18 protein-coding genes are annotated in these 23688 nt (G+C 48.1%); 3 read left to right on the top strand and 15 right to left on the bottom strand.

All coding sequences use genetic code 11. From position 1 onward, the window contains the following. Window positions 1–205: 205 nt before the first annotated feature. Genes F5971_RS03315 through F5971_RS03340 form a run of 6 tightly spaced genes read right to left on the bottom strand, consistent with a single transcriptional unit; the run spans window position 206 to window position 7848 of the window. Window positions 206–1021 (bottom strand): adenine nucleotide alpha hydrolase family protein, encoded by an 816-nt coding sequence (locus tag F5971_RS03315; protein WP_193494075.1) that lies wholly within the window; start codon window positions 1019–1021, stop codon window positions 206–208. Continuing rightward, the gene (locus F5971_RS03320) at window positions 1011–2261 is read right to left on the bottom strand and encodes an electron transfer flavoprotein subunit alpha/FixB family protein (RefSeq protein WP_036509691.1); all 1251 of its coding nucleotides are present in this window, start codon (window positions 2259–2261) and stop codon (window positions 1011–1013) included. The genes F5971_RS03315 and F5971_RS03320 overlap by 11 nt, the downstream gene beginning before the upstream one ends. Next, window positions 2258–4177 (bottom strand): (Fe-S)-binding protein, encoded by a 1920-nt coding sequence (locus tag F5971_RS03325; protein WP_036509689.1) that lies wholly within the window; start codon window positions 4175–4177, stop codon window positions 2258–2260. Before F5971_RS03325 ends, F5971_RS03320 begins: the two co-directional genes overlap by 4 nt. Before the next feature lie 15 nt (window positions 4178–4192). Beyond that, window positions 4193–6262 carry a dimethylglycine demethylation protein DgcA gene (dgcA, locus tag F5971_RS03330; protein WP_036509687.1) on the bottom strand — a complete coding sequence of 690 codons (2070 nt, stop codon included), beginning with the start codon at window positions 6260–6262 and terminating at the stop codon, window positions 4193–4195. Window positions 6263–6278: 16 nt separating this feature from the next. Then, window positions 6279–6836, bottom strand: coding sequence for a DUF5943 domain-containing protein (locus F5971_RS03335; RefSeq protein ID WP_420329338.1), 558 nt, complete (start codon window positions 6834–6836; stop codon window positions 6279–6281). 34 nt (window positions 6837–6870) lie between these two features. After that, window positions 6871–7848 (bottom strand): dipeptidase, encoded by a 978-nt coding sequence (locus tag F5971_RS03340; protein WP_036509683.1) that lies wholly within the window; start codon window positions 7846–7848, stop codon window positions 6871–6873. A 314-nt stretch (window positions 7849–8162) separates the two neighbouring features. Here F5971_RS03340 and F5971_RS03345 point away from each other — a divergent pair, with 314 nt between their 5' ends. Together F5971_RS03345 and F5971_RS03350 are read left to right on the top strand one after the other, a co-directional pair. After that, entirely contained in the window at window positions 8163–8435 is a 273-nt protein-coding gene (locus tag F5971_RS03345) for a hypothetical protein (RefSeq protein WP_036509681.1), read from the top strand. Window positions 8436–8588: 153 nt separating this feature from the next. Continuing rightward, window positions 8589–11327, top strand: coding sequence for a cation-transporting P-type ATPase (locus tag F5971_RS03350; protein WP_036509679.1), 2739 nt, complete (start codon window positions 8589–8591; stop codon window positions 11325–11327). Between the two features lie 66 nt (window positions 11328–11393). Here F5971_RS03350 and F5971_RS03355 read toward each other — a convergent pair whose 3' ends face one another. Together F5971_RS03355 and F5971_RS03360 are read right to left on the bottom strand one after the other, a co-directional pair. Continuing rightward, window positions 11394–12323 carry an electron transfer flavoprotein subunit alpha/FixB family protein gene (locus F5971_RS03355; RefSeq protein ID WP_193494077.1) on the bottom strand — a complete coding sequence of 310 codons (930 nt, stop codon included), beginning with the start codon at window positions 12321–12323 and terminating at the stop codon, window positions 11394–11396. After that, window positions 12323–13072: an electron transfer flavoprotein subunit beta/FixA family protein gene (locus F5971_RS03360; RefSeq protein WP_036509677.1), complete on the bottom strand. Its 750-nt coding sequence runs from the start codon at window positions 13070–13072 to the stop codon at window positions 12323–12325. The genes F5971_RS03355 and F5971_RS03360 overlap by 1 nt, the downstream gene beginning before the upstream one ends. Before the next feature lie 252 nt (window positions 13073–13324). Between F5971_RS03360 and F5971_RS03365 the strand changes: the two genes are divergently transcribed. After that, entirely contained in the window at window positions 13325–14959 is a 1635-nt protein-coding gene (locus tag F5971_RS03365) for an electron transfer flavoprotein-ubiquinone oxidoreductase (RefSeq protein ID WP_081763777.1), read from the top strand. A 60-nt stretch (window positions 14960–15019) separates the two neighbouring features. On the opposite strand, the gene F5971_RS03370 is transcribed toward F5971_RS03365, so the two are convergent. From F5971_RS03370 to F5971_RS03400, 7 genes are all read right to left on the bottom strand, one after another. Beyond that, entirely contained in the window at window positions 15020–15517 is a 498-nt protein-coding gene (locus F5971_RS03370; RefSeq protein WP_051514320.1) for a SixA phosphatase family protein, read from the bottom strand. Beyond that, complete coding sequence (locus tag F5971_RS03375) at window positions 15498–15683, bottom strand: hypothetical protein (protein WP_036509864.1); 186 nt, start codon at window positions 15681–15683, stop codon at window positions 15498–15500. The genes F5971_RS03370 and F5971_RS03375 overlap by 20 nt, the downstream gene beginning before the upstream one ends. Window positions 15684–15778: 95 nt before the next feature. Continuing rightward, window positions 15779–16864, bottom strand: coding sequence for a ferrochelatase (gene hemH, locus F5971_RS03380; RefSeq protein ID WP_036509673.1), 1086 nt, complete (start codon window positions 16862–16864; stop codon window positions 15779–15781). Between the two features lie 12 nt (window positions 16865–16876). Next, window positions 16877–18073, bottom strand: a complete 1197-nt coding sequence (gene fabV / locus F5971_RS03385) for an enoyl-ACP reductase FabV (RefSeq protein WP_036509671.1) — start codon at window positions 18071–18073, stop codon at window positions 16877–16879. A 211-nt stretch (window positions 18074–18284) separates the two neighbouring features. Beyond that, a complete protein-coding gene (locus tag F5971_RS03390; protein WP_157682262.1) occupies window positions 18285–18431 on the bottom strand; it encodes a hypothetical protein in 147 nt (48 codons plus the stop codon). A gap of 215 nt (window positions 18432–18646) precedes the next feature. Further along, a complete protein-coding gene (locus F5971_RS03395; RefSeq protein ID WP_036509669.1) occupies window positions 18647–22039 on the bottom strand; it encodes a transferrin-binding protein-like solute binding protein in 3393 nt (1130 codons plus the stop codon). Window positions 22040–22059: 20 nt separating this feature from the next. After that, window positions 22060–23400 (bottom strand): porin family protein, encoded by a 1341-nt coding sequence (locus F5971_RS03400; RefSeq protein WP_036509667.1) that lies wholly within the window; start codon window positions 23398–23400, stop codon window positions 22060–22062. Window positions 23401–23688 lie beyond the last annotated feature (288 nt).

Consider the following 23688-nt stretch of genomic DNA (forward strand, 5'->3'; position numbering starts at 1 on the left):
CCAGCCTTACTTGTTTTAAAAGCAGGCCTCTTTTTATGTCTTTTCACTTTAGACTGCTAACACTCCCCAGGTCTTGTCAAATTCTCCGGTTTTTTTTGCAAATTCTACGTGTATTCCAACATAACACCAAAACGTAAAGTCACAGGGACAGTGGATTCTTTCCATTCAGCGTCAAGGCTTAAGAAACAACCCACCTCCTGTCAACTCAAGTCTTTAATACCCCCTCTTCTTTTAGTACTTTTAATATGGCTGCAGCGCCCTCCTCGGCAGTGACAGATGTGAGTACTTGACCTCCTGCCCCTTCAGCTTTTGCCGCAGCTGCTTTGAAACGGTCACGTGCTGATGTGGCTTTGATGATTTTCAAACGCTTAGGACGTTTACGAGCAGGTGCATAATGCCATTCATTCGTTGCATCCTTCTCCTCCGTATCGCTCACAACGCAGTTAATAAAGCCACGCGTAGCTTTGGCATACGCCGATTGACGCGCCACAGGTGAAGCAGAATCCACGGCTAAAATCGCCGGCAATGCCACCTCAATCCGTCGACGCTGTCCTCTCGGCAACGCCTGCAGTACAACGGCTTGAGATGCCGCCACCTTTTCAATGACGGCAACATTGGCAACGAGCGTATAACCCAAGGCATCTGCTAACTGATACGGCACCAACCCAGAGCTTTCGCCCAACTCAGCACGACTACCACATAAGATAACTGAAGAGGGAGTGGCATTCAAAAATGCTGACAGAGCCGGAACGATGTCATTTTGTTCCGATTGCCGTAACACTTTCAGCTCCGAGACGCCCATCCCTAAATAGCCACGCAAGGCCGGTTCTATTGAATCATTAAGGGGACCGGCATAGATGACTCTAGGCTCGGCGTCCGACAACCCCATTGCCATTTCCAACGCACGTGCGTCTTGATCCGCTCGTCGAAGTCGTCCTGTCACGGGGTGTTGCCCGACCGAAACCAATACGGTTACAGAGACCTCATCATTTGATGGCAACTTAGCCAGATTACGCGACATGTTGCACCTCCACTTGAGACTGCTGTAGCTGATCCAGCATGGATTGTATAAGTTCGGACGAGTCCAGGATCACCGCAAGATCAGCGCGCTTAATCATGTCACAACCTGGGTCTGTGTTAATTGCAATCACTTTGTCGCAGGCTTGGATACCCTGTAAATGCTGAATAGCTCCAGAGATTCCTATTGCGAGATAAACCCTCGCCGTCACCCAAGTTCCAGTCGCGCCTACCTGACGATCACGCGGCATGTGGCCATCATCAACGGCAACACGCGATGCCCCCTCTGTTGCACCTAAAGATCTGGCCAACTGATGGAAAGCATCCCAATTAGTAATCCCCTTGCCTCCAGACAGAATAAACTCTGCCTCTGACAAAGCGACCTTAGCAGGATCGACCGAAACAGCGCCGAGGTTACGAATACGCTTAATAACATCAGCTGCATTGATGGATGAGTCAATAACCCTGGCTTCGTGACGAGTATCCGACACAGGTTCAGCACACTCGGCCAATGCCATGATCACTCGACTCACGGGGCGATACAGATCACTTGCCCCTCCCGATGCTCGACAAGTCGCCATTAACGTATCAAGATCCAACTGCCATAAATGGCTTGTTGCTCTGACCTTCAATTTGACAGACAAACGTCGACCTAAGTCCGCACTCATTGAGGTATGTTCCGGGAATAACCAATAGAGTGGATTAAATTCACGTTCAATGGCGGTTAATTGCTGCAGGTGTGTTTCTGGATCATACTCGCTGCACTGAGACTCATCTGCAAAATACACACGATCCATACCCACGTCACCCAACTCTGTATCTTTGAGCGGGCTCAAAATGACACCCAGTACAGCTGTGGCTTCAGACTGTTTAGCGGCCAGTTGTTGCGCCAAGCCAAACAAGTCTTTGTCTTGAGCAGAAAAACGTCCTCCCGGTAGCTCCGGAACAACGACGATGTACGCGCTAGGTCCATCAATCTGGATGAGACGTCTTGCATCGATGTCAACCTTCGCCTTTACAGTGTTCTGCTGGTTTGACTGTGCTCCACTTCGATCAATTCGGCGCACGCCAGCAGGCCCAATGAAACCAACCAGGTGAGGATTTTTACGTTTGACACCCGTCGGGCCTATCCACTCACTCAGCCTACCCGTAGCCTGTGTTAGCGCATAGGTTGAATGTTCAGGATGCAAACGATTTCTCAGAATCCACTCAGCTCGAGGATCTCGCCGCTTAATATCGTTCATGCACGCGTCTCCTCTTCGATTAAGGATTGGGCGACTAATTCTGCAATATCCAATACTTGTGGTCGTGGCTCAACAACACCTTCCAGCATGGCTGTACATTGTGGACACCCTACTGCAACAACACTTGCGCCTGATGCTTTAATATCGTCCATACGCATATCAGGAATTCGTTGTTTACCTGGAATATCGGTAATCGGTGCACCGCCACCGCCACCACAGCAGCGTGATCTAAATCCTGAACGCGTCATTTCAACCCGATCAATGCCTAATGCATCCAATAGCTGACGAGGCGCATCATACACTCCGTTGTAACGTCCCAGATAACAGGGGTCATGATAGGTCACACGTCCACCCACCCAATCTTTTAAAGACAATTGTTTATCTCGATACAAACGCTCCATAAAGGTTGTATGGTGATAAACCACATACTCGCCACCCAGTTCGGGGTACTCATTTTTCAATACATGAAAGCTATGAGGATCACAGGTGACAATGCTTCGAAATGAGTATTTCTGCAATGTATGAATGTTTTGCTTGGCTAAATGTTGAAAGGTAGCCTCATCGCCTAAACGTCTAGCAACATCTCCCGAGTCACGCTCTTCATTGCCCAGCACCGCAAACTGCACACCTGCCGACCGAAGAACCTTAACAAAGGCTCGAAGCGTCCGTTGATTGCGCATATCAAATGCACCGTCGCCTAACCAAAGCAACACATCTGTCCGCTTAACATTTGCTAATGTCGGTAGATTAAGATCGGCGGCCCAATTCATGCGGCTACCTGGATTAAATCCACCTGGGTTGTCTGTCGCAATTAAGTTCTCCAGAACTTCAGCCCCCTTGTTAGGGGTTTGCCCACGCTCCAGTGTTAAGTGACGACGCATATCGACAATGGCATCCACATGCTCAATCATCATAGGGCACTCTTCAACACAGGCACGACAGGTCGTACAGGCCCAGAGCGTCTCCGGATCCAGCAATCCTTTTCCTTCTCGTGCAACGATGGCTTGAAAAGGGCCACCTTTATGTTCGCCCAGCGGTTTGCCGGGATAAGGAGAACCGCTGTAACTGGCATCACTGCCACCGGCCAGACCTACGACCATATCTTGAATCAGTTTTTTAGGGTTTAATGGCTGTCCAGCTGCAAAAGCTGGGCACACGGCTTCGCAACGACCACATTGCACGCAGGCATCAAATCCAAGCAACTGATTCCAAGTAAAATCAGTCGGTTTCTCAACCCCCAAAGGCGCTTGAGTATCGTCAAAATTTAGCGCTTTCAGTCCCGTGGAGCGACCACCGCCAAAACGTTCAGGGCGACGATGAAAGGCAAGGTGCAATGCGCCAGCAAAAGCATGCTTCATTGGCCCACCCCAGGTCATGCCAATAAACATTTCAGCAAGCCCCCAGACAATACCCGCCGTTAAAAGCGCCGCTAAAACCACACCGCCAAACCCTTCGGGTAAAAGGCCTGCCGCGGGTAAGCTCAAGATCAAAAAGCTGACGGCAAACACCATTAAGCTTTTCGGTAAGCGCATCCATGCACCTTTTGATAAGCGCTCCGGTGGTGATTGACGACGTTTAGCAACGCGCACGGCCCCAATCAACATAGCGCCTGACGCGGCCAATAGCAGCCACGCCAAGAGTTTACTTTCCCAGGCAAAACCATAAAGAAAGATGGCCAATACCGATGCCAAAACAAAGCCACCTGCCGTGGCTACGTGTGTATTGGAAATATAACGGTCACGTTCAACCACATGATGCAAATCGACCAGGTAGCGTTTGGGCATCGCACGTATGCCAGCCCAAACGTTCACGTTTGAAGCGCGCCCTCTCAACCACAGGCGTGCACGCCGCAAAGCACCTACTACAGCCAGAAGAATAGCCACGGCCAACAGCCAAGGCATCAGACTCGTCAACATAGACCTTCCCCTAACTTAAAAGTCTTTACATAAACGCAACGCATCGTATATTGCTGCATGCGTATTACGAGGCGCTGTGCAGTCACCAATTCGGAACAGGATGAACGCCGCTCCTTGAGTTGACTCGCTTAAGCAAGGCTGAGGTTTGATCGCGTACAGCGCATCGACATCTATCTGACCTTTGTTAAGGGACTGATGCTTAAGTGCATAGTAAAGCGCTTCATCGGGTCGAACACCGTTTTCGACGACAACCTGATCGACTACACGTTCTTCCATTTGGCCTGTGTATTCATTTTCTAAAACGGCCACCAACTGATCACCTTCGCGATACACCTTATGCAGTGCCAAATCCGATGTCATGATCACTTCTTTTGCATAAAGACTGCGGTAATAGGTTGGGAACGTCGTGCCTCCCACGGCGGCTCCTGGCTTAACATCATCGGTAACAAGCTCAACCTTGGCGCCTTTTTCAGACAAATAGTCTGCAACGGACATTCCACTGAACTCACAAATGGTGTCGTAGACCAGCACGTTCTTACCAGGTGCTACCTTGCCATCAAGAACATCCCAACTACTGACCACTAATCCTTCGTCTGCGCCCCACTCAGGCACTTGCTCTAAGAATGGACGACCACCGACCGCTAACACGACGATATCAGGGTTTAGATCTTTGATGGCGTCTTCATTGGCGTAGGTCTCTAAACGCACATCGACGTTTAATCGAGCCAATTCCAATTGATACCAACGCGTGATACCCGCCATTTGATCACGCTGTGGCGCTTTAGCTGCGGTGCTGATTTGACCACCCAGCTGATCTTTCGCTTCAAACAAGATGACCTGATGACCGCGTTCAGCTGCAACTCTCGCTGCTTCCATACCTGCAGGACCACCGCCGACGATCACGACTTTACGTAAAGCGCCTTGCGTTTTTTCAATAATATGTGGCAAGCCCATGTACTCACGCGACGTCGCCGCATTTTGAATACACAGCACATCAAGTCCTTGGTACTGACGGTCAATACAATAGTTAGCACCAACACATTGACGAATTTGATCGACTTGTCCCATTTTGATTTTTGCAATGATATGAGGGTCTGCAATGTGCGCGCGTGTCATGCCCACCATATCGACATAACCGCCCTCAAGTATCCGTTGCGCTTGGTTAGGATCTTTGATGTTCTGCGCATGGATAACTGGCGCCTTCACAACCTCTTTAATGCCTGCAGCCAAATGCAAAAATGGCTCAGGAGGGTACGACATATTAGGAATCACATTGGCAAGGGTGTTATGTGTATCGCACCCTGAGCCGATCACACCAAAAAAATCGACCATGCCCGTTGCATCGTAGTAGGCGGCGATCTGTTTCATGTCATCATGCGTTAAGCCATCTGGATGAAATTCATCACCGCAAATTCGCATCCCCACAACGAAATCATCACCCACTTCGGCACGCACCGCTTTTAAAACTTCTAAACCAAAACGCATGCGGTTTTCAAAGCTTCCTCCCCACTGGTCCGTCCGCTTATTCACGCGCGGACTCCAAAACTGATCGATTAAGTGCTGGTGAACGGCGGAGAGTTCAACACCGTCTAACCCGCCGTCTTTAGCACGTCGAGCCGCTTGAGCATAATCGCCAATAATTCGGGTAATCTCTTCATCTTCGATTGTTTTACAGGTGGAGCGATGCACAGGCTCTCGAATACCGGATGGCGATAAAAGGGTCGACCAATGATAACCATCCCAACGGGAACGACGTCCCATATGGGTAATTTGGATCATAATTTTGCCACCGTGTTTATGCACGGCATCCGCTAGGTTTTGAAAATGCGGAATAATACGGTCGGTTGATAGATTTACCGAACTCCACCAAGCTTGAGGGCTATCTATGGAAACCACGGAGGAGCCACCACAAATACAAAGTCCACACCCACCTTTCGCTTTTTCTTCATAGTACTTAACATACCGATCCGTTGTCATACCGCCATCGGTTGCATAGACTTCCGCATGCGCTGTACTGACCACACGGTTGCGTATTGTCAGCTTACCTATCTGAATCGGTTGAAACATTGCATCGAATTGAGACATCACTAACTCCTACTCTTCAAACCGACTGTGCAAGCGGACGTGTAATAAAATAGCCAACGTCATGGCCGTCTTCTGCAGCACTTTGAGTCTGCTCTGCCTCTGTCCGCAAAGCGGAGCCCGTTGAGGCTAGAATCTGATCCATCGCACCCGCAAACCAACCTGTGAACATATACTCAATTTTGCGATTCACTTTCCCGTAGTGATAAACAAAAGCAGAATGCTCAAGCCGAACCTTACAACGTCCGCCTTCGAGATCCATTTCCTCTGTAATAAACAAGCCCCAGCCTCGTTGCGACAAACGCTTCATATAATGCTCGAACACATCTACGCCCTGTAAGCCATGCAACTGTGCTTCTTTTTCACACCAGTGCCATGCACTTTTATAGCCAGCCTTGTACAAAATTTCAGCATAGCGCTCTGGGCCTAGCTCTTCTTCAATGGCCTGATGATTATTAATAAAAAAATGTCTAGGAACGTACAGCATGGGCAAGGCATCACTTGTCCAAACGCCTGTTTCTGAGTCAACTTCAATTGGAAGTGCGGGAGCTACTTTTGCCACGGTTTCACCTGTCATTCAAAATAGTTATAAAAGAGTTAATGATCGGGTCTTAAGCGCCCCAGACATCCTTTAAGACTCGTACCCAGTTTTCTCCCATGATCTTACGCACCTGAGCTTCAGTCATTCCGCGCTTAAGCAAGGTTTCAGTCAGGTTAGGAAACTCACCAATGGTGCGAATACCCAAAGGATTTACAATTTTTCCAAAGCGAGTGAGGCGACGTGCGTAGCCTTTATCGTGAGTCAGCCATTCAAAAAATGTTTGGTCATGGCCTTGTGTGAAATCTGTTCCAATTCCAATTGCATCTTCACCGACGATGTTCATCACATACTCAATGGCTTCTGCGTAGTCATCAATGGTTGAATCGATGCCTTTTTTAAGGAAGGGTGCGAACATGGTGACGCCAACAAAACCACCGTGATCCGCGATGAACTTAAGCTCTTCATCTGATTTATTTCGAGGATGCTCTTTGAGTCCTGAAGGGAGGCAATGGGAGTAGCAAACAGGCTTTTTAGAAGCAAGAATGACTTCCTCCGAGGTTTTAGAGCCGACATGAGACAGATCACACATAATGCCCACGCGATTCATCTCGGCGACCACCTCATGACCAAAACCCGATAAGCCGCCATCTCGCTCATAACACCCTGTTCCAACCAGGTTCTGCGTGTTGTAGCACATTTGTACAATGCCGACGCCGAGGTTTTTGAAGATCTCGACATAACCTAATTGGTCTTCAAAGGCATGCGCATTTTGAAAACTCATGATAATTCCCGTTTTACCCGCCGCTTTAGCCGCATGAATATCGGCGGTGGTTCTGACGGGAATCACCAAATCATTATTTTCACGCAGGAGCTTATTGGTTTCAGCAATGTTATTGACTGTTGCCTGAAACCCTTCCCAGACGGATACTGTACAACTTGCAGCAGTCAATCCACCTTTGCGCATGTCTTCAAACAGTTCTCGGTTCCACTTGGCGATAATTAATCCATCGATAACGATAGCATCTTGGTGCAGTTCTGCCGCTGTCATGAGCTTACTCCGAATTAACAGGCTTATTAGGCTTTTATTGATATGCAGAATAGCCCTACGGACTTTACGATGACCCTATGGAAGCGACGGACATCAGTCTAAAAACGTCAAGGAATACCTATTTACGACTTGGCAGATTTATCTGGTGAGCAAAGGAATGATGTGCACCTGCAGCATGAGATAAATGGAAGATTCTCTGAATTTTGTTGAAATAACATCCAGAAAATTCACTCGCACTTTAGGATTTTTTTTCTATGCTTAAGGAAGGTTATTGGCTTTCCGTTATTAAAATAAAATGTTGGAGGTACACAGCCATGTTAACGTACAGTGAATGTCTAGCCATGAGCGACTTGACGGATGACGAAATCGATGCAATTGCGGAACATGAGCATATTGAGCCTATGATTGCAGTCGCATTAGGTCAGTACTTAGTTGAGCGTCATGAGGAGACCGAAATCAGACGTTTTATTATGGATGACATTGAAATTGCCAAGCAATGTGGCGATCTTGGAAAAATGGTTGTTCGACAACATACGCTGGTTCAGTTCATCCAAACCCACCCGGAGGCATGCAGGTCTTCACAATAAACGTTTTTTGCTCTTCTATTTTAATCATCAAAACTCATCGTTGCCAGGGCTACTGCTTTCTTAGCAGTGGCTTTTTTTTGATATTTTTGAACGTTTTTATAGGTGTTTTCCATGATAGACTGGGGGTAATTCTGGCGTTCTGGGAGTCACCACATGAAACACCTACAAAGCGATCTATGGCATCACCTAACCGAAGAGGATGTGTTTAATACCATCAATAGTGACAGGTTAAGCGGCCTATCACACAACGAAGTACAAGAAAGGTTAAGACTCTTCGGACCCAACACTATTTCAGGGCAAGCGTCTATTTCACCTCTAAAACGCTTACTGCTGCAGTTCCACAATCCGTTAATCTATATCCTTCTGTTTGCGACAGCCGTCACCTTGTTTTTGGGGGAGTATGTCGACTCCGGTGTCATTTTTGGGGTGGTCTTGATCAATGCGGCCATCGGCTTTGTCCAAGAGTCAAAAGCAGAAGAAGCGATCAACTCCTTAAAAGGCATGTTATCGTCAACAGCAACGGTTTTACGCGACGGAGAAAAACAGACGATACCCGCTTCGGATGTTGTTCCGGGTGATATCGTGTTTTTAGCTTCGGGAGACAAGGTTCCAGCCGACATGCGGATTTTTGATTGTCGAGATTTGCAAATTGATGAATCCACGTTAACCGGTGAATCCGTCTCTGCGACTAAATCCAGAACAACCCTAGGCAAAGAGACCGTTTTAGCTGACCGTGAAAATATGGCTTTCGCAGGTACACTGGTTACCTACGGCGGAGGTAAAGGTGTTATCACAGCAACGGGAGACCATACGGAAACCGGCAAAATTGCCGATATGATTGCGCAAGCGACTAGCATCGATACGCCCTTGACGCGAAAAATACATCAGTTCAGTAAACTCTTGCTCTGGGTCATCCTAGCGCTGGCAGGTGTAACCTTTGGTGTTGGCCTTCTCTATGGTCTAGAAGCCAGTGAAACCTTTATGGCGGCTGTTGCCTTGGCCGTCGCCGCCATCCCTGAAGGCTTACCCGCAGTCGTGACGATCACACTGGCGATTGGTGTGCAACGCATGGCAAAACGTAATGCCATTATTCGTACTCTTTCTGCCGTTGAAACGCTGGGCTCGACAACAGTCATTTGCTCCGATAAAACGGGCACCTTGACCGAAAACCAAATGACCGTTCAAAAGATCTTCAGTGGCGGTGGTGATTACACTGTTAGCGGAACGGGCTACCAACCTCAAGGCGAGCTATCCACTCTGGACGGGACCGCTTTTCAGCTCAGTGATAACCTTGCTCTCACCCACTGCCTCAGAGCAGGCTTAGTCAGTAACGACTCGAAATTGATTGAAAAGGAGAAACGCTGGACCGTTCAAGGCGACCCTACTGAAGGATCTCTGATTGCCTGTGCATTCAAAGCAGGCTTGGATCTAAAGACCTGTGAAAACGCCTTTCCTAGAATTGACACCATTCCCTTTGAGTCCGATCGGCAATACATGGCCACCCTGCATGAAGATCAAGAATGCAATCGCCTCTACTTAAAAGGTTCGGTTGAACAGGTGATGGCTCGCTGTAAGACCATGATGGATGCCGATGGGCAATTACAGCCCTTAAATACGGAAATCATCACTGACCATATCAACTCCTTTGCTGCAGCAGGGTTGAGAGTCCTGGCATTTGCCATGGAAGAGCTGCCTAAGGATGAAACCTCTTTAGATGCGTTCAATCAACGTGAGCCCAATCAAGCGTTGATATTTCTGGGTCTCCAAGCCATGATCGATCCTCCACGACAAGAGGCCATTCATGCCGTCGCCACGTGTCACAAAGCTGGCATTAACGTCAAAATGATCACAGGCGATCATGCCCTGACGGCCAAAGCCATTGCGACCAAAATTGGGATCATTCGTGATTCAAATTCCAATGGACAGGTGGTACTGACAGGAAAAGAATTATCCGAAATGAGCGATCACAAATTGCTCGAATGCGCTGAAACGGTTTCTGTTTTTGCACGTGTTGCACCTGAGCAAAAACTCAAACTGGTCACCGCTTTGCAAGCGAAGGGGCATGTTGTCGCCATGACCGGCGATGGTGTGAATGACGCCCCTGCGCTTAAGCAGGCCGACATTGGGATAGCCATGGGAATCAGTGGCACTGAGGTGTCAAAAGAAGCGTCCGATATGGTGCTGACGGATGATAACTTTTCATCAATTGAAGCTGCCGTCGAAGAAGGTCGCAACGTCTTTGACAACCTATTGAAATTTATTACCTGGATTTTACCCACCAATCTTGGCCAAGGCTTGGTGATCATGGTCGCCATTCTATTTGGTGTGACCCTTCCGGTTCTTCCCGTTCAAGCCCTTTGGCTGAACATGACAACCGCCGTTTTTTTAGGCTTAATGCTGGCCTTTGAACCGAAAGAACCGGGCATTATGCAGCGCATACCACGCTCTCCAGATGCGCCTCTTTTGTCCATCGAAATTATCTATCGAATATTCTCGGTCAGCACCCTGTTGTTAATTGGTGCGTTTGGTTTATTCAAATGGTCACAGTCCATGGGAGCATCAATCGAGGAGTCTAGAACCTTGGCCGTGACGCTCTTTGTCATCGTGCAGAGCTTCTTCCTTCTGAATTGTCGCTCTATGACACAGAGTATTTTCACAACCCCCATGTCGTCAAATCTCTGGATTTGGGGCGGGATCAGCGCCATGCTCATCTCGCAATTGCTGTTCATCTACACTCCACTCATGAACACCCTATTCCAAAGTGCTCCATTAAGCCTCAACCAGTGGCTACTCATGCTAGCCTATGGCGCATGTGTACTGTGTTTAGTAGAGGTCGAAAAGGCGTTTTGGCGCAAAAGAACACTGAAAACATCTAGTGAGTGCGTTAAATAACAGGTAGGAGTACTGGATCATGCCTCTTTAATTTGAGGCATGATCTGCATTAGCGCTAAATAAAGATTAGAGCGCTTTTTCTAACTCAGGAACGGCTTCAAACAAATCAGCCACCAATCCATAATCAGCCACTTGGAAAATTGGAGCGTCTTCGTCTTTGTTGATTGCAACAATGACCTTAGAGTCCTTCATACCGGCCAAATGCTGAATTGCCCCAGACAAGCCCACACCAATGTACAACTCAGGTGCTACGATTTTACCCGTTTGTCCGATTTGCATATCGTTCGGGACAAAGCCAGCATCAACCGCCGCACGCGTTGCGCCCACGGCTGCGCCCAACTTATCTGCAACTTTATCGAGCATATCGAAATGTGCTTTATCGCCCATTCCACGACCACCAGAGATGATCACTCGAGCAGAGGTCAATTCGGGACGATCAGAAACGGCCATTTCCTCAGACACCAAGCGGCTAACACCTGAATCCATAAGCTGACTCAGAATTTGAATGCTCGCACTGCCACCGTCTGCCGGTGCTGCATCAAAACCTGTTGCACGAATCGTCAATACCTTGACCGGATCTAACGATTGAACAGTGGCGATTGCATTGCCTGCGTATATTGGACGCTGGAATGTATCGGCGGACTCCACCTTAATGACATCCGAAATTTGCCCTACATCTAACAACGCCGCCACACGTGGCATAAAGTTCTTCGCATTGCTGACGGCAGGAGCAATCAGATAATCGTATTCATGCGCCACATCAACCACCAATGAGGCGACATTCTCAGCAATTTCATGATCGTATACTGAGTGATCCGCCAGTAGAACTTTACGGATACCCGCAACCTTTGATGCGTGATCCGCAGCCGCTGCACAGCCTGCACCTACAACTAATAGATCGATTTCACCGCCGATTTCTTGAGCGGCCGTTAAGGCATGCAACGTGGCAGGCTTTAAGACTGAATTATCATGCTCTGCTATCAATAAAATCGCCATTAGATCACCTTCGCTTCATTTTTCAATTTATCAACTAACTCTGCCACACTTGCGACTTTAATACCGGCTTGGCGCTCAGGTGGAGGCGTCACTTTTAATAGGCGAGTATTTGCCTTGACTTCAACACCGTAATCAGCCGGTGTTTTCACATCCAAAGGTTTTTTCTTAGCTTTCATGATGTTTGGCAAAGAGGCATAGCGTGGCTCGTTCAAACGCAGATCGACCGTCAACACAGCTGGTAGTTTCAAGGCCAAGGTCTGAAGACCACCGTCGATTTCGCGCACCACTTGAACTTCGTTTTCGCCCACTTCGACACCCGATACGAACGTACCCTGTGCCAATCCGGTTAACGCAGCCAACATTTGGCCAGTTTGATTGTTGTCAGTATCGATTGATTGTTTGCCCATCAATACCAAGCCCGGTGCTTCGTCAGCGACTATTTTTGCAAGAATTTTTGCGACAGTCAGTGACTCTAGGGCATCATCTGATTCGATATGAATGGCACGATCAGCGCCCATCGCCAGTGCTGTACGCAGCTGTTCTTGAGCGGCCTTTGGCCCCATTGATACCACGATGATTTCCGATGCTTTGCCTGCTTCTTTCAAGCGAACCGCCTGCTCAACCGCAATCTCACAGAAAGGATTGACTGCCATTTTTACATTCTTCAAATCAACGTCAGTCTGATCAGCATTCACTCTGACTTTAACGTTGTAATCGATCACTCGCTTGACCGTTACCAGTACTTTCATGTATGTCTTCCTTCAGTTACGTAGGTCGGAATCTTATCGAATCATAACAGAATGGTGTTTTATGACCAGCCTGAGATCTGTGTATACTATAATTTACCAAATTAGGGTTTTCACTTATACTATGGGTGACAAAAAAACGCACAGAATCGATAAGATTTGTTGAAAGTGTTCTCTTTTTTTAACACTCTGTGTGTTTACAATAACAAGTCGATGAATTTATTACTGAGGAGCTGAACTGTGGAACGTGAATCGATGGAGTTTGACGTCGTCATCGTCGGAGCAGGCGTCACCGGACTTTCCGCCGCCTGTCGCTTAATGCAAGAGGCTCAAGCAAAGGAGCAAGAGCTGACCGTTTGCGTCGTAGAGAAAGGCTCTGAAGTGGGTGCTCATATCCTTTCTGGGGCCGTGATGGAGCCCCGTGCCCTGAACGAACTTTTTCCGGATTGGAAAGAGCGTGGTGCCCCACTGGTTACCGCAGCAACAGAAGACCAAGTGTATTTACTCACCAGTGAAACTCAAGGTGTAAAATTACCTGGCTTTGCGGTTCCAAAACCCATGCACAATGAAGGCAATTATATTGTCAGTTTGGCCAATGTCACACGCTGGCTCGCAGAACAAGCTGAAGCTCTCGGTGTTGAGGTTTTCCCTGGCTTCCCTGCATCCGAAATTCTGTACCATGAAAATGGCAGTGTTAAAGGGATAGCAACAGGAGATATGGGTGTAGGCTCCAATGGTGAACCCAAAGACAGCTACACGCCCGGTATGGAACTGCATGCAAAATACACCCTATTTACCGAAGGCGTTCGCGGACATCTTGGCAAGCAACTTCTAGCAAAATTCAAGCTTGACGAAGGTAAAGACCCCCAACATTATGCCATTGGCATCAAAGAACTTTGGGACATTGATCCTGCGAAAAGCAAGCCCGGATTGGTCGTGCATGGCTCTGGTTGGCCGCTTAGCGATGGTGCCAGCGGTGGTTTCTTCCTATATCACGATGAAAACAACCAAGTCGAAGTTGGCTTGATTGTCGACCTCAACTATTCCAACCCTTGGCTCAGCCCCTTCGATGAGTTTCAACGGATGAAGCACCACCCCGTTCTAAAACAATATTTGGAAGGTGGCAAACGCGTTTCGTACGGTGCTCGTGCAATTACCAAGGGCGGCTTTAACTGCTTGCCTAAAATGACACTGCCGGGTGCATTTGTACTTGGATGCAATGCTGGCACCTTAAACTTCTCTAAAATCAAAGGCATACATACAGGCATGAAATCCGGCATGTTGGCAGCCGAAACCATCGCCAAAGCCTTGTTTGCTGGAGATGAAGGCGGACAAGACCTGACTGCATTTGAGCAAGCCTATAAAGATTCATGGCTATACGATGAGCTCTATCGCGGACGTAATTTTGGCCCAGCCATGCATAAATTTGGCACCTTCCTTGGTGGCACGTTTAACTTCATTGATCAGAACATTTTTGGTGGAAAAATCCCCGTCACTCTGCATGATCTGCATAAAGACCATGAAATGTTACGACTGGCCAGTGAATGCAAAAAAATTGAATACCCTAAGCCGGACGGAAAGCTTTCCTTTGACAAGCTGTCATCCGTGTTTTTATCCAACGCTATTCACGAGGAAGACCAGCCTTGCCATCTGCGCTTGACTGATCCCGATCTACCAATTCGGGAAAACCTGCCCAAATACGCTGAGCCCGCTCAACGCTATTGCCCAGCGGGTGTGTATGAAGTGATTGAAGAGAGCAATGGACCTCGCTTTCAAATTAACTTTTCAAACTGCGTGCATTGCAAGACGTGCGACATTAAAGACCCAGCACAAAACATTACTTGGGTCACCCCTGAGGGTGGTGGTGGACCTTCGTATCCCAACATGTAAGATGGGTTAGAACACCAAAGGAAATGCCCCCAACCGTTCAGCGACGTTTGGGGGCATTTTTTATTTCATCAGAGCACAGGGCAAGGACCAGAGCAATTGCGCAGTGCCCTGCTGTTTGTCCCATAACAACCGTGTTAAGGATGCTTTTTTAATGTCCAAGTGATCGACGGGGATATGGGTTAACGAAGCAATGAGCAATCCTATGTCAGGCTCATGACCCACAAGCCAAACAGCCTTGTCATCCATCCCCATCAAATCATCAAGTAAACTTGCAGTCGGTGTCATAAGCGATAGGGATTCGAGTATTTGTGGTTTCGGGCAGTGCAGTAAATGTTGATATAGATAGGAAGCCGTTTGAAAAGCGCGAGGATAAGGGCTGCTCAACAAGCGCGCGGGTGTTAAGTCATTACGTCGACAAAATGCCACGACACGCTCTAATTGATTAAAGCCTTTATCAACTAATTCGCGACGCCTATCGTCAATTGGCAAATTACGATCCTGAGCCGTTGCATGGCGCAGAATCGTAATTTCAGTCAGTTTAGTGATAGGTTTGCTCATATTTTTTCTGGATAGCAATGAGGGCAGGCTGAATATCCAGAGGGGCGTACTTCATTGCCTGTTCGAACAGCTCCTTATTCTCTTCAGACAAACGCTCCTCCTCAGACATGGTTTTCAACTTACGCATGGCTTCCATAAATTTTGGATGGGGTTTTGTTTTGCTCATCATGACCTCCCCGGCATCGCCTTGGGTAAAATAATCTATGCCCGTAGGCGTGTATGGCAATTATGCCCTACTCTCATTAAGACCCACAAATTCAATTATTGATCCGCACCTAAAGCGTTTGCATAGGCTTGAGTTGCCGACGCATTACGCTCAGGCTGACTCAACCAATGAGAAAGCTGAGGCTCAATTAAAGCATGCATCATTGAGATGTGATCTGAGTCTGCATTCAATGCTGGAATATAATCGTATTTTTCACCGCCACTTTCCATAAAATACTCACGGTTTTCTTGACCTATTTCTTCGATGGTCTCTAGGCAGTCCGCAGAAAACCCCGGACACACCACTTGTATTGACTTGACACCTTGTGAAGGCAAGGCCTTAAGCGTTTCATCTGTATAGGGTTTTAACCACTCTTCACGTCCAAATCGCGACTGGAAGGTTGTCAAATACTGATCCTTAGTTAATCCTAGATACTCTGCGATTAAACGTGATGTTTTATAGCACTCGCAGTGGTATGGATCGCCCTGTAGCAAATAACGCTTTGGAATACCGTGGTACGAGAAAATAAGTTTATCAGGAATACCCTTTTCCGATTGGAAAGCCCGTATCTTCTCAGCAACGGCATGAATATAAGGCCCAAAGTCAGGGTAGTGACTGATAAAATGCAGATCAGGCAACCAGCGACGCTTTCGGAAATCAGCCGAAATCGCATCAAAGGTAGAAGCGCTGGTCGCCCCTGAATATTGAGGATACAGCGGCAAAACAATGAGTTGCCTAACCCCAGCGGCTTGGAGTTTTTCTAAAACAGACGCAATGGAGGGATTCCCGTAGCGCATCGCAAACTCAACCACGACACGATCACCATACTCTTTCTGGATAGCCGCACGCAGAGCCTGTGTTTGAGCTTGCGTATGGGTTAGCAAAGGTGAACCTTCATCCGTCCAAACCTCACGATAGGCGGCAGCCGAGCGCTTTGGACGAATATTAAGGATAACCCCATTCAGAATAAACCACCAAATGGGGCGAGGGACTTCAACAACCCGTGGATCAGAGAGAAACTCTTTCAAATAGCGACGTAACGCCGGTGTGGTCGGTTCATCCGGTGTGCCAAGATTGGTGATCAGCACACCGATTTTATCCGCTTGTGCGTGACTGAAATTTTTTACACCCTGATAGGTCATCGAAGTTAATCCTTATGCGTCTAATGAAATCACATCAAACTCTTCCAAAGGATTCACATCCTGCTCGTAGTCCACTCCATCAATGCCGAAACCAAACAGCTTCAGGAACTCTGTTTTGTAGTAAGCATAGTCGGTCAGTTCGAACAGGTTTTCGCTCGTCACTTGTGGCCAGAGTTTGCGGCAGGCCTCTTGCACGTCGTCGCGCAATTCCCAATCATCCATACGGTAACGACCCTCGGAGTCGATCTCTGCTTGGTCACTATAAAGTCCGGTACTGAACAAACGATACACCTGCTCCATGCAACCTTCGTGTAAACCTTGCTCTTTCATCACTTTAAATACCATGGATAAATACAATGGCATGACGGGGATAGCGGAGCTTGCTTGGGTCACGACCGATTTCAAAACCGCTACATTGGCCTGACCACCTGTCGCGGATAACTGCGCGTTCAGACGTTTTGCTGTGTCGTCTAAATGTTGTTTGGCCTTCCCTAACGCACCGTGCCAGTAGATTGGCCAAGTGATGTCTGTGCCTATGTAGCTGTAGGCGACGGTTTTGCATTCAGGTGCAAGAACACCCGCTGCAGACAGAGCATCGATCCAAAGTGCCCAATCTTCTCCCCCCATCACTTTAACCGTCGCATCGACTTCTTCCTGAGTCGCTGGCCCTATCTCGGCTTCAGTGATGATGTCTTTGTTGGTATCAATGGCTGTCGAACGATACGGCTCACCGATAGGCTTTAATACTGAGCGTATCACTTCACCAGTATCCGGTAGTTTACGCACAGGCGATGCCAGGGAGTACACTACTAGATCGATTTGCCCTAAATCCGCTTTGATCAGTTCAATGACTTTTGCTCTTGCTTCATTGGAGAAGGCGTCGCCATTGATACTCTTGGCATACAGACCAGCTTCATGTGCCAAACGCTCGAATGCGGCAGCATTGTGCCAACCGGCTGTGCCCGGTTTTTTTTCAGTTGCAGGCTTTTCGAAGAAGACACCGATCGTCGCCGCATCACTACCAAAGGCTGCGGCGATACGTGAGGAAAGGCCATAGCCGCTAGAGGCGCCAAGCACTAAAACACGCTTGGGGCCATCGATTTTTCCCTTCGCTAGAGTGTAGGCAATTTGCTCTTTTACGTTGGCTTCACAACCAACTGGATGCGTTGTTGTACAGATGAATCCGCGAATTTTTGGAGTGATAATCATAACAATAGTTACTATCTTGAGTCCGTTGATATAAGTTTGCTAACAATACCGTATTTTGGTGATCTAGACAAAAAATAGGGGGGTGAATCGGGCGCAAATTGGCTTAGAGCTTTATACATATCAAATGCGTGAGCGTCCTCTGATGGATCAAGCCGCTATATAAACATCTGCTATCTGTGTGGCGCACTTGTTCACCCCTGTAATGACTGCTCTACGCGAGCACAGGTTCAGTAAAATCATACACAGACACCCCAGCCTGTTCGCCACGAAATTCATAATTGTCATCGATCGGTTTGATAACTTGAATATGGTAGTTGCCTTCAGCCAGCTTGATGGCAAAGGTTTGCGAGTAGAGCAAAAAAGAACCTGAACATCACGATGTGTTCGGCTGACTAACCTGACGCCGCTGAGTCGATCAGCGGCGTCTTACTCTTAAGGGTCTCTAAGTCGGAGATTTCGGCATACCCAGAAAGTGAACAAATCACCTTTCCTGCATATTGCATAAAAGTGTTAAAAATGGGTAGCCAGCCGAACAAGTGCCCGTAGAATTACTTTTTTAGCATTGGGTTTAGCTTATCTCTTGCCAGAAAACACCCCCGCAGCTTTCGAACCTGAAGTCTTCTCTATCGCCCAGTTACCCCCAACCTCCTGAGCAGCAGGCCCAAAGAATCCACCCTGAATTGCCCCAGCGTTATTCGATCCGCTCAAGCTTCCGCCGAACTGGTTTCCGCTGATCGTCACGCCGCTCAGATTGGAGGTGGCATATGCGGCTCCCGTATTGGCATATTGAACATTCAGTTGTCCAGAAATATTGCCGGTACCGAAGTTCGCGGTCAGGTTGGTGCTTCCATTGAGCGCATGCAATGCACCGCCCTCATGTGCGGTACCACGAATCTGACCCGTATAGGTCGCGGAGCCTGTTACCGGCATGGAAGTTGTTGGCGTCAAGGTGCCTGCAATCCAGTGCGAGCCATCCATGACCGACGTATTGGGTGTGGCAACCAGCTCGGTGCTCCACACGCCCCAAGACAGGTAGTTGTAGCCATCGTCCTCGGTCATGGTCGTGGCGGCGTAGGAGGGAACGCCATTAATTTCCTTGATCGCAGCAAACGCATCCTTGTTGATATAAACGCTGGTATCCGACCAATCGCTACCGAAGTTGTACGCCGTCCCACCATCGCGCACCGTGATGTCTGCCTTGGCAGTTGCTGAGACAGGTCGCAAGGTCATCTGCACATCATTGGGATTCGTGTTGTAAGCGACAGCAACCGCACCCGTGCTGCGATTGGCCACCAAACCAACGGCATAGCCACTCCATACCTCGTTGTTTGCCGGGGAATAGGGTTTTGTCACGGTTTTCTCGTTGACGTAGCCGCTCATCAACATCGAACTCAGCGTGGGGGAGCCGGCCTCGTTATAAAACGTCGAACCAAAAGTCCCGCCAAGCCCGTTGGGATAGGCGCTGCCGTAGAACTGAAGCGAAGTGGTTTCGCGCATGGCATCGCGGATGTAGCGGGGAATGCTGCTGTTTTCGGCTGTCGTCAGGCGACGGGTCTTGAATACGTACTGCCCATCGATCTCAAGACCACTTCTGTCAATATCACCAATAAACAGCGCGGTGCCTGTGCCGCCAGCCAGGGAGGCGTTACTTTCAAAGCCATACACCTTTCCAGACGTCCAGTTTACGAAAAGTTTCATACCTCCGGCAGCGTAAGCATTATTGTCATAGGGAGAAATGACACGATGCCGCAGATCGTAAGTAGAAACGCCAGAGGTCGGCAGTTTGGTTGTCGCACTGAGGCGTTCGCCGAAATAGCCTTCGACAACCCCAGATTCACCTCGCAAAACAAAACGGAAAAAGTCTTGTGCCGCATTGATATGAAACACCGAATCGGTATTCATGTTCTTGCTGAAAATGTTGGTGGCACCGGTGATCGCGCCCTGATAGTACTCATGTCCATAAACCTTGCCAGCAACCGAAGTGTCTACCGAGAAGGTTGCATTCGGCTGATTTGGGTAACGCAAGGTAAAGACCAAGGTCTTTCCACCATCGGTGCTTTCCGCCGTTACGCTGCTTGGCGTACGAGAGCGCCAGGTTGTTCCGGCATCAATTCGTGCCAGCATGCCACCGCCCCAATTATTATCTGCAATCGCGTCATATACCGAGTCAAGCACAGCCTCCTTGATCTTGGAGACATCTGAAAGATGCATGTATGAGCCACCAGATGCATCAGCAATTTCCAGAGCGGCATCCTGCATTTGCCTACCGCTGGATGCTGCGAATACGTTCGACTGCTGACCGACATTGATCTGGCTGGTATCGATAAACACAATGCGCGCGCCAGTTGTACGGACCAAGTCTTTCAGCTCTTTCTCGTTGACGCTATTCTGCCACGAGGGGGCATCACCAAACACAACGATCACTTTGGCGGCCCCAGGGCGCCAGCCAGTTACTTGATTACTTTTCAACGTAGCGTCGCGTGGCACAGCCGCGCCCTGGGTGATGACCTGATGAATCGCGTAGAAATTGGCCTCTTCCCAATCTCCACCACCAGATGCATACCACTGATTGATTGCCGTCGTAATCTGGGCATCGTTGTTGGTAATCGGCTGTAGCAGCTGGTAGGCGGACGTTGCAGTTTCGCCCCATTCACTTGGATCGCCCAAGAACATGCCGACCCCAAACTGCGCGTTGACCTTGGAAAACCGCGCATCGGTGCGCAAGGCATCCAGAATAGCCTGTGCATTTGTTTTGGCGCTACCAACCAACCCCCCCATGCTGCCTGTGTTGTCAGCAAGGAAGAAGATGTCCACATCGAAACGGGCCAGCTGGCGATCCAGTTCGAGTTTTCGGGTGGTTTCGATGGTTCTTGTTACATCAACCGTCTTGTTGCTGATGGCGTCACTGATGGCTTTTTCACTGAATTTACTATGATCAATTGAGTGCAGTTTTTCTCTTTCATGCAGGGAATTTCTTAAGGACTGCAATGGTTGATCCAACTCGGCAATTAAGTCAATATCTGACATCAAACTGTTCATGGCAGCAACAAATTCTTTCTCGGCGATTCTTATTTCATTGATCGTTGCCGTGAATCGCTTAACCCTTCCATTTAAAAAACCATCGGAGAACTCAGCTCTTATTAATCTATCACTCAACTCCCTCAACCTATTATAGTTATTAACAGCAACATCACCATCGAAAAATCTATTTTTAGGTTTAATGCCATCTAGAATATTTGCTATTTCATTGCCAACCATTTTTTGAATTTCGACTATCTTATCATTATCAACATCTATTCCATTGCTAATACTTTGGATGATTGCGGCATCAATTTTTGCATAAGCAAGTTCATGCAAGGTTCGATAGTAATTCGCTTCCGATACGCTCGCCTCTCTTCCGGCATCGAATAAAGAATTAATTTGAGCAACCAAAGCATCCGTTGACATATCCACAATCACAACCCCAGTACCTAACAGCGGCACATGTGAAGTAGCTGTGACAGATAGATTTTTGAATAGAGTCATTGAATCAACAAGAGTCTTTTCTGACTTTGCAAAGTCGTGAATATCAACACTAGCGCTAGCAGCACTAGTCGCAACAGACAAGGCATTCGCATAACGCCCCACTTTATCAGCCAACTCTAACGTAGCTCCATGGCGAGTATGTTCAAAAAGATTAAGCTGGGTACCACCCGCCAAACTCTCAGTCAATGTCTTAATTTTCTCGGCTGAAACAGTGACAAAGTTGGCGCTAAGTTCAATCGAACTTGCGATAGAAGCGACTCCCGAAATGGCTGATTTTAATTTTTCTTCATCGCCATACTGTTGATAGCCTTTAATGCCGTTTAATGCAACATTGATCCCAGCCTCAACACCACTACCACCATATGCGTTACCACAAAACGCAATACCGAGCATAATAGACAATACAATTGTTTTTTTCTTGAAATTGCGAACGGATTTCATAGTCTAATTCCCTTTGATTGTTAGAAATTCTTGGAAACAGAAAGCATTACTTGATGCCGCTTATTCCGATACATCTCAATACTCGACCGATTGTCGGTATAGGTGTGCGACAGCGTCAAATTCGCTTTCCACGGCTCAATCAGATAGTTCAGGTTTGTAGTGAAATCGAGACGTTCGTCTTTTCTGCTTTTACCGTATGCGGCTTCAATCCCTTTGTAATCAGTACGACTCCAGGCGGGTGAGGCATAAAGGCTCCATTGCTTATTGAATGCCTTGTAATAACCGATATTCAATCCATGTGAATCATTGCGGCTCGTTACGATGCCTGAGTCTTCTTTCCCGACATATCCGCCGAAATTGACGTAACTGCTGTTGTCAATTGAATAGCGCAGGCTCGGGCTGAAGGTGAGCGTATCGCCATTACGCGGGCTATTGCCCTTGTAGCGTTTATCTTGCCAGGCGAGGCTGCCTTGAACGAATAGCTGGGGGCTGACCTGGTAGCCGAACTGGGGAGCAAGACCGTTGCTGATCGAGTACCAATCGTCGTCATGGCCGATTTTGACCACGTTGAAAACATAGGGCAGCGAAAACGACCAGCCACTTACCTTCCAGCTTGGGCCGGCGCTGAACGACAGACTGAGCGCATCGAAGCGGTTGAGTTTCTGGTAGTCGGTGTAATGCAGGTTCAGGCCCGCTTGGAGCGCCAGACTGTCGTTGATGGCACGATTGAAATTCACGCCAGCTTTCAAGACGCTCGCCCAGTCTGTATTTTCCCTTGCATCCTTGTCTAGCGTAAACGGTAAATCATACATCAACACGTTATCAATACGAGGGCCTTGATTGACGTTGGTATCGTGCAGCAATCCGACCATGGCATAGCCTGACCATAACCTGGGGGTTCCACTTTCGATAAAGGCCAGAAAGACATCAATGTTTTCACCCACTCTCGCAGGCGGATTGCTCGCCTTCGCTTCATTCAGCAACTGCTTTGCCCGCGACAACTGGCCCATGCGGTAATGAACCTCGGCCAGTTCCAGCTTCACCCGCGTTGCGCCGGGGTCTTTTTCAAGCAGTTCGGAGAAATACCTGGCCGACTCTTGGTAGCGTTGTGCCGACTTGTGCGCCATGCCCAACAGGAACAGCGACTGATTGTCGATCTGACCCGACTGATAGGCCGACATCAAAGCTTCGATGGCTGCCTGGTGATCGCCCTCAGACAGCAAGCGTTGTGCCGTAGCCGTCGTTTCAGCGGCCAAAGCGGATTGAATCGAAGCTAGCAAGAACGTTCCAAATGCGATCGAACTGACGTTCCGCCACCTATATTTTGCATTGGCTTTTTCCGAAGAAACCCATACTTTCATTTTTGACTCCCTTTTGAACATGGGTACACAAATGGCACCTTATCCGAGATTGTCCATTAGAACAAACCCAACTCATGTTGTGATTTTTTCATGGTGTATCCTTTTACATTAGGCGCTCTATATACAAGGTGGAATCAGCACAAATACGTTTTCATTGAAAAGAGTAAGAACTTTTACTTGTTTCAAAGAATGTTAATTCAGGCCAGTCGCACGTGACTCTCGTTTCTTCTAGATAAAACAAGCTCGCATCGCAAATGCCCCCTCAAGACCTGATCAACCTGAAAGTTC

This window comes from Nitrincola alkalisediminis (genome assembly GCF_009821115.1).
GTDB classification, from domain to species: domain Bacteria; phylum Pseudomonadota; class Gammaproteobacteria; order Pseudomonadales; family Balneatricaceae; genus Nitrincola; species Nitrincola alkalisediminis.